This window comes from Geomonas sp. Red276, assembly GCF_054784495.1.
This window is the reverse complement of sequence record NZ_BLXW01000063.1, coordinates 1-8,441: the sequence shown is the minus strand read 5'-3', so window position 1 is coordinate 8,441 and position 8,441 is coordinate 1. Positions and strand designations below refer to the sequence as shown.

Annotated in this window: 5 protein-coding genes; all 5 read left to right on the top strand. The window is 55.8% G+C overall.

All coding sequences use genetic code 11. The features are described 5' to 3' along the window. The coding region (locus ACYVL5_RS23045) for a hypothetical protein (protein WP_460597893.1) at positions 1-460 on the top strand (460 nt) is incomplete at its 5' end. 98 nt (positions 461-558) lie between these two features. After that, complete coding sequence (locus tag ACYVL5_RS23040; protein WP_460597892.1) at positions 559-1,614, top strand: restriction endonuclease; 1,056 nt, start codon at positions 559-561, stop codon at positions 1,612-1,614. A gap of 173 nt (positions 1,615-1,787) precedes the next feature. Next, positions 1,788-4,400 (top strand): DUF4011 domain-containing protein, encoded by a 2,613-nt coding sequence (locus ACYVL5_RS23035; protein WP_460597891.1) that lies wholly within the window; start codon positions 1,788-1,790, stop codon positions 4,398-4,400. A gap of 57 nt (positions 4,401-4,457) precedes the next feature. Further along, positions 4,458-7,727 (top strand): DUF3320 domain-containing protein, encoded by a 3,270-nt coding sequence (locus ACYVL5_RS23030; RefSeq protein ID WP_460597890.1) that lies wholly within the window; start codon positions 4,458-4,460, stop codon positions 7,725-7,727. A gap of 212 nt (positions 7,728-7,939) precedes the next feature. Beyond that, positions 7,940-8,188 carry a hypothetical protein gene (locus ACYVL5_RS23025; protein WP_460597889.1) on the top strand — a complete coding sequence of 83 codons (249 nt, stop codon included), beginning with the start codon at positions 7,940-7,942 and terminating at the stop codon, positions 8,186-8,188. Positions 8,189-8,441: the final 253 nt, after the last annotated feature.

Genomic DNA, 8,441 nt, shown 5'->3' with positions numbered 1-8,441 from the left:
GGCGGCAGGATCTTCAGTTCGCGATTTCCGTGAGGCGCCGGCGAGCTCGCTTCGCTCACCGCCTCACATCGTCACAAAACCAAAACCAAACGGCCCCTCAGAGGCGACAACTATCCTGACACAGGGGGGTATATGGGGCTATGCGGGTTATCAGGCTTTGGCCAGAGGGGTTGTCACGCCTAAAGACAACAACAAGATCATCCTGTTCGTGACTGAGGAGAAGCAAGGCTTTCAGGAGCAATACCGAGACAGGTTGACCGGCAATCGTCTGGAGTGGGAAGGGCCGACCGACCACTTTGCCGAGGGGAGGATGGTACACGCCGCACGCAATGGCGACGAAATACATGTTTTCCATCGGATCCGGCACCACATGGACTTCACCTATCTTGGTGAGGCCAGCATACTCACCACCACGCTTTCTTCAATATCACCGAGTCGTTTCACGTTTGGGATCAGATAGCGGGCCGAAAGTGATTGGAATGGCAGATCTCTTCGACTTTGTAAATTTTCTTATGTGTGATATTTAAGCCATAAAACCTGAAGGAGTTCACTCACAGAATGGCACGACGTCAGCAAAACAGCCCCTTTGAAGATCTCGTAGACTTGGCCAGTTTGCTCCCATGGAAGGTCTCCCTCCTACTTGCTCCGATCACGTATTTGATTCTCCATGCCATCGCCTCTCGTCCTCTCATACGCGCGACTGCGCCCGGGCAGATGGGAGATGCCTTTTACCGGGGGCTGGTCACTACCGTTGCGATGTTCGGGCAATGGATGGTCCCGGCGATTTTCGTCATTGGCGCCATTTTCTCTGCCATTAAAACTCTGAAGCAGCGAAAGCTGTATGAAAAGGTCCAGTCCAAGCCGCAAGTTGGTGCCCTCAACGAGATGAGTTGGGAAGAGTTCGAGTGTCTGGTGGGAGAGCATTTTCGGCGAGACGGTTTTACCGTCGAGCGGATGGGCGGAGACGGCCCCGACGGCGGCATAGACCTTGTGCTGCGAAGGGGAGGGGAAAAGCACCTGGTGCAGTGCAAACAGTGGAAAGCCTACCAAGTCGGGGTGCAGCCGGTGCGGGAGTTCTACGGTGTGATGTGCGCAGCCGGCGCAACTACCGGGTATTTCGTCACCTCCGGAACGTTTTCCGACGACGCAAGGAAGTTCGTGCAGGGGATCAACCTGGAGCTTATCGATGGTCTCAAACTCAAGAGAATGATCGGTCCAAAATCTCCCAGTACTAACAAGGAGCCGGAACCGATGCTGCGCAAGCCGCAATCGATCTCCCCTGCGGCATCAACACCGGCTTGTCCGAAATGCGGTGCCGAAATGAGGAAGCGGACAGGGCGCACGGGCCAAAATGCCGGAAACGAGTTCTGGGGCTGCAGCACTTACCCGAAATGCAACGGTACCCGGCAGTCGGAGGAACCTGCAACCGCCGAAACTGCACCAGAAAAGAGTGGGGTAGAGATCAAGGCGGCCCCATCGAGCCGAGCGTGTCCCTACTGTGGGAAAGAATTAGAGCGAAAGAGGTTCCAGAGCGGCCCGAAAGAGGGGCAGGAGTTTTTGGGGTGCCTCACCTGCAAGAAGGGATGGCCGGTGAATGGATTTCCTGTTGCCTAAACAAGATTAAAGTCCTGCAAATCTATACAACCGCTGAAGGAAACCAGCAGGTAATTGTCGATATTTAGAGAACAATCAAAATTATAGGTATCGTATCCCCGGAATTGTCCCGCTGGATGCTACTTTGAATGAGGCACTTTGTCCTAATTAAATGTTGATTGAGGGGGCGTGTGATGGGAGAAGCGAACCAGGAGACTACTCCGAACGGTGACTTTCGACCGATCTTTGTCGATCTGGACTATGACCGGACTGTCAATTATGCGATGCAGCAAAACGACGTGCCGGTTGTCAAGTCCCTGCGAATCCGTAATGGGACCGAAGGCGCTCTCCGAGACCTAAATGTCCGCATCTCTACAGAGCCTTCCTTTGCCGCTCTATGGGAGGGCCGCATCACTGCCATCAATCCCGGTGAAACATTCAACCTGGGTGTCGTCGATCTGCGACTGTCTCACGATCTTCTCGCGGGCCTCACGGAAAAGGTGGCCGGTTCTCTTTTTGTCGATGTATTGCAGGAGAATGCCGTACTCGCATCATGCCATGAGCGGATTGATGTTCTGGCCTACGATGAGTGGAACGGCCTGCAATCGATTCCGGAAATCCTCGCGGCATTTGTCACGCCCAACCACCCCGTTATTGAAGCCGTGCTGTCCGATGCCGCCGGAATCCTCGGAACCTGGAGTGGAAATTCAGCCATCTCCGGATACCAGTCCCGCGACCCGCAGCGCGTGGTCCTTACCGCGGCCGCCATTTACTCCGCTCTTCAACAGCGCACTATCCGCTACATCAACCCACCGGCAAGCTTTGAGGAGTCCGGCCAGAAGATCCGCCTGCCTGATCGGATACAGGAAAGCCGTCTGGCCACCTGTCTCGATCTCACAGTGTTGGCGGCCTCATGCCTGGAACAAGCAGGGCTTCACCCACTCGTCGTTATCACCGCTGGACATGCCTTTGTCGGGGTCTGGCTTGAAGATGAGACTTTTGCCGACGTCGCCACCGATGATCTGCTGCGACTGCGTAAGCGGGTAGAACTGGGCCAGATCACGCTCTTTGAAACTACACTCCTGACAAACGAGTCAGCTGTAGCTTTCGAGCAGGCGGTGAAAGAAGGCATGAAGCATCTGGAGAATGAGGCGGGGTTTCGCTGCGTGATCGACGTTCGCCGGGCGAGGAAGAGTAAAATTCGCCCCCTACCGCTACGTGTTGAGCTTGCTTCGGCCCCAGCCCCCGCAGCAACTGACCAAGAAGGGGATTCCACCGGCGTTCCAACGATCAATCTCCTGCAATTCGCCACCCAGCCTGAAACTGCACCGGAGGTCGTTGCCGAGACACCGGCAACCCGCCTTGACCGATGGAAACGCAAGCTCCTCGATCTTACCCTGAATAACCGACAGCTGAATTTCCGGGACTCCAAAAAGAATCTCCCCCTGCTCTGTCCCGACCTAGCCTCCCTGGAAGATGCTCTGGCTGACGGGAAGACCTTTAAGATCTTTCCTCGCCTCCAGGGGCTGGGTGAGGGCAATTCCCGCAATGCGGAGGTCCATCGCTGCCGGACCGGAAACGACTCCCTGGACGAGATGCTCAAGGAAGAACTGCTTGCGCGCCGGCTCCACGCCGATGTGAGCGAGGCGGAGATAGATCGGCGTCTGCTGGAGATATACCGGGAGGCAAAGCTCAGCATCGAGGAGAATGGCGCCAACACACTCTATCTGGCTCTGGGTTTTCTCGCTTGGTACGAGACGAAAACGTCGCCGAAACAGAGGCTGGCTCCGATCATCCTTATCCCGCTGGTTATCGAGCGAAGGTCCGTTCAAGAGGGGTTCAGCATAAAGCTGGGAGATGACGAGCCGATGGTCAACGTCACCTTGTTGGCTCACCTGGCAGCGGACTTTGAGCTCACCATTCCCGGGCTTGACCCGATTCCTATGGACGAACATGGGATCGATGTGGCGCTCATACTCCGGAAGTTCAGGGAGGCTGTCGTCGACATCGATAGATGGGAGGTCCTGGAGTCGGCCTATATCGGCCACTTCTCGTTCACCAAATTCCTCATGTGGCGTGACCTTGAGGTGCGAGCCGATGAGTTGCAGAAAAACTCCGTCGTAAGGCACCTGATCCACACCCCCACCGACGAGTATCCCGATGACGGGGTATTCCCCGATCCAGACCGACTGGATGAAACTCACACCCCGCACGAGACCTTCTGCCCACTCAGTTCGGACTCGTCGCAGCTTGCAGCCGTTCATGCATCCGCAGTCGGGAAAAGCTTCGTCTTGCACGGGCCGCCCGGCACGGGGAAATCCCAAACCATTACCAACATCATCGCCCATAACCTGGCGTTGGGAAAAACCGTCCTGTTCGTGTCTGAAAAACGGGCGGCGCTTGAGGTGGTCCACCGTCGCCTGACGGAATCCGGCCTGGGGCCGTTTTGTCTGGAGCTTCATTCAAACAAGAGCCACAAGAAAGGTGTGCTGAGCCAACTGGAGCAGGCGCTTAACGCCCATTCCAATCGTTCGACGGAAGAATGGCAGGAGGAGGCACAAAAACTCGCCGCAGCCCGGAAAGAGTTAAACGCCTATGTTACCGCACTTCACGCGGTTCGCGAATCGGGGGAAACAGTCTTTCACGGCATCTCGCAGCTCATCGGCCATCGCGACGTGCCTCTGGTCAAGCTACAATGGAATTCCGTGCTCAATGTCGGTCGCCAGCGGCTGAACAACCTGCGCGAAGCGGTCCGCCAGTTGCAACTTGCCGGCGCGCAAATCGGCCATCCAGGAACCAACCCCTAGGCGCCCGCCGCGTGCGAAGCATGGACCCCTGAATTCCGCAATAGCGTCGAGCGTGCGGTGGATGAACTTCAAGATGCTGCTGCGTCCATGGAAAGGGCCGCAGGCGGGGTCGCATCGGTTGTCGGCATGACGCACGCTTCTTGGACCCACCTGGACCTCGATAACCTGGCTGCGATCGCGGCAGCACTGCTCAACTGCCCATCTGTGCCGCCGGCACTCCTCTCGTCTTCTGACTGGGAGCCGCTCAAGGCGTCCATCCAGGAAATCACCAGCCACGGCCTGCAGCGTAATCTCTACCGGGAAAGGCTCTATAAGCGGTTCAAGCCGGCAATCCTCGACATGGATCTTGATGGACTGCTCCAGCAATGGTCGGCCGCTCAGGATTCCTGGTTCTTGCCGCGGTGGTTGGGTAGCCGAAAGGTTCGGCTATCTCTTGGGACCGCCGCTTGCCCGGAGTACAGCCCACAAAATGCCGAGGTTGTCGCCGACATCAAGCAGGCTCTTGCCTTGCGGCAGGAAGAGCAGTTCATCAAGACGGCTGCTGCTCGCGCTGAAGGGGCCCTGGGCGTCTATTGGCAGGGCGGTGAGGCTGATTGGAGCGTTGTCGGAGACTACATCGAGCGGACCGAATCCTTGCGCAAGGTTGCTGGCCGTGTAGCAGGTGTTGATTTTGAACGCGCCATCCATTTACGGGCAAAATGGGCGCAGCTCATTTCGGAGGGTAGGGAGCAACTCAGCAGCGAGGGCGCTATAGGTCAGCGCCTACAGGTGTATCTGAAGACGTTCGAGCATTTTGCCAAGGTAGAAAGCGCCCTGTCATCGCTGCTGGTGTTAGACCAGCAAACCGTGTGGGGTACGGCCGCCTCCAATGACTTTCTTGCATCTCTGAAAGAACGTTGCAACCAATGGCAACAGCAGCTGAATGGCCTGAAAGCTTGGTGCTACTGGCGAACGGCGCGTAGAGAAGCGCTTGCCCTTGAGCTGAAACCGTTGATTGATGCCTACGAGAGTCGTGGTCTTTCCACCGACAACCTTCAGGTGGCTTTCACCAGAGGCTATTACCAATGGTGGTGCGACGCCATCATCAGTGCAGAGCCGGCTTTATGCGGCTTCTTCAGCAGCGCCTTCGAGGACAAGATCCGTCAATTCAAGGATATCGACGACAAGTACACCCTGCTCGCACGGAAGGAAATCCAGGCCCGCATCGCGGCAAAGGTCCCCAAGGGGCAGGCGAGCAATCCCAACTCCGAGATGGGGCTGCTCCGTCATCAGATGCAACGGAAGGTTGGCCACTTGCCGGTTCGCGCACTGATCCAGAAGATTCCCAACCTGTTGCCTCGGCTGAAACCCTGCCTGCTGATGAGCCCCATTTCGGTTGCCCAGTATCTCGACCCGAGCCATCCCTCCTTCGACATCGTGGTCTTCGACGAGGCCTCGCAGATTCCGGTCTGGGACGCGGTCGGAGCCATCGCGCGCGGCAAAGAGGCGGTCATCGTCGGCGATCCGAAGCAACTGCCTCCCACCAATTTCTTCTCGCGGGCCGATGGCGGGGATGGTGCCGATGCTGACGACAATCTGGTGGACGACCTGGAAAGCATCCTCGACGACTGCATAGCTGCCCAGCTTCCGGAGAGGCACCTCAACTGGCATTACCGCAGCAGGCACGAAAGCCTGATCGCCTTCAGCAATTACCACTATTATGGCAATCGGTTGCTCACCTTTCCATCGCCTCACCAGGAGCTCGGAGTTTCGTACCGGAATGTCGCGGGCGAATACGACAAGGGAAAGAGCCGGACCAATCGCGCCGAGGCCAACGCAGTCGTGGCCGAGGTGTTACGCCGACTGCTCGATCCTCACCTGTCAACTTTCAGTATCGGGATCGTCACTTTCAGCCAAGCTCAGCAACAGTTGATCGACGACCTGCTGGAGGAGACGCGCAGACAGAATCCGTCCATTGAACCGTATTTTGCCGATGGCGCAGCGGAGCCGGTCTTCATAAAAAATCTGGAAAACGTCCAGGGCGACGAGCGGGACATTATATTCTTCTCCATCTGCTACGGTCCTGATGCCACTGGCAGGGTATCGATGAACTTCGGCCCTATGAACCGTGACGGCGGCGAACGTCGGCTCAATGTCGCCATCACCAGGGCCCGCCAAGAAGTGGTGGTGTTTTCCACCCTCCGGGCCGAGCATATAGACCTCTCGAAATCCAGATCAAAAGGGGTGGCCGACCTCAAATGTTTCCTCGATTATGCCGAACGAGGTCCGGTGGCCATTACGGAACGGCGTTCAGCGGACGGTGAGGGGGAATGTGAATCTCCCTTTGAGGCTCAGGTCTGTGATGCATTGCAGGACAAGGGATATATCGTGCATCCGCAGGTCGGCTGTTCCGGGTATAGGATAGATCTCGGAATCGTCGATCCGGAACGGCCGGGGCGCTACCTGTTGGGGGTAGAGTGTGACGGTGCGAATTATCATCGTTCCAAAACTGCTCGTGACCGGGATAAGCTGCGTGAAAGCATACTGATCGGCCTCGGCTGGAGAATTCATCGGGTGTGGTCCACCGATTGGTGGGAAAAGCCGGCCGTGGAGTTGGCCCGGATGGAAGCAGCTATTGAAGCAGCAATTAATGCGAGCAAGACACCGAAGCCGGCTATTGAATCGATGGCGCAAGTTATCGCAGCTGCACCTTCAATATCGGCAAGCACCTCACTGTCTGAAGCTGCTCAACAAACATTACCGCAGCCCCCAGTGCATGAACCAGTGCTACCCGTATATGAACCGTTTGTCGTAAGAGAAATCAGGGGTACTCCTGATGATTTCTATGATGCGAAATCGGACGCCAGCATTTGTTCGCTCATAGAGGCGGTTGTCAGAGTGGAGGGGCCGGTGAGCCATGAACTTGTTGCTCGAAGGGTTGCCGAACACTGGGGAGTTGGGAGAGTCACCTCGCGGACGATAAAGAGAATAGAGCTCCTGACCCAGAAGGCAGATGTTAAGGTTGTGCGTGGGGCTGAAGGCGCCTTCCTCTGGCAGTCCAGCCTGGACCCCAAATCTTTCACTCTGTTTCGCATTTCAGGAGAGAGTGATGGTTCGAAAAGGGACGCGGAATACCTGCCGCCACAGGAGGTCGCTAATGCCGCTTTGCATGTGCTTGAACAGCATGTGAGCCTGCCAGTCGCCGACCTGGTGCGTGAGACCGCGCGACTGCTTGGTTATCAGCGAACCGGCCCAGCGGTTGATAAAGCGATAAGAGGAGGCATAGGCGTTCTAGTGAAGAAGCAGGGGGCGAAGGAAGAAGCCGGGAATGTTATTCACATAAAGTAGCAGTCGAATGGCGTCCAAACGTCTGAATCCCATGCTCTCGGCGGAGGCAAGCGTGTGTTCAATTCACAGATTAAGAGACTCCCCAAGGTTCGTTAATAAAGATAAGGGAAGGGTAACGAAGCAGACGTCCTCGGGCATATTTATTTGCGGGGAGGATTGGACATTCCGGAACACCACTGAGTTCAGATATAAATTAACAGGAGGGGTAAGCTTTGGATACTACAAGAATCGAAGAACTTTTGGAATGTTTAATAGGTAAGCAAGATGAGATTATTTCACGTATTGAAAGCCTGGAAAGCACGGTGTACCAACAGCTAGCAGACTCAAATCAAGGCATTTCTGACCTCAAATACAACATGTCACAAATTTATGACGAACTTGTTTGGTGGGGAGACGGACATTCTCTAGCTAAGCAGGTTTTGAGTGCATTAGACAATATTGAATCTGCTGCGATGGCTTAGCTTTTACTGTGAGAAGAGTCCCACGCCCATGAAATTATGCTTTGCTAGTGTTGCTAAGAAGCGATGGGGAGCAGTGCATCTCAACGCTGCTCACGCGCATCTTGGCCTGGAGCAAGAGCCGAATGTCAACCGCCAAGGTTATTTGCCACCCCCGTCGCCAAAGTTATTTTCCAGTTTAAGCGGTCAGCGGGAGTTCCTGAGTTAAGTTGTCGTGGTCTTCTGAGGGCGGCTCCTCCTGCGGTATGACTCCCCC

Bases quoted from the DNA above. Each gene is read 5' to 3' on its own strand.
- ACYVL5_RS23040 (WP_460597892.1), top strand. From the start codon at position 559: ATGGCACGACGTCAGCAAAACAGCCCCTTTGAAGATCTCGTAGACTTG.
- ACYVL5_RS23035 (WP_460597891.1), top strand. From the start codon at position 1,788: ATGGGAGAAGCGAACCAGGAGACTACTCCGAACGGTGACTTTCGACCG.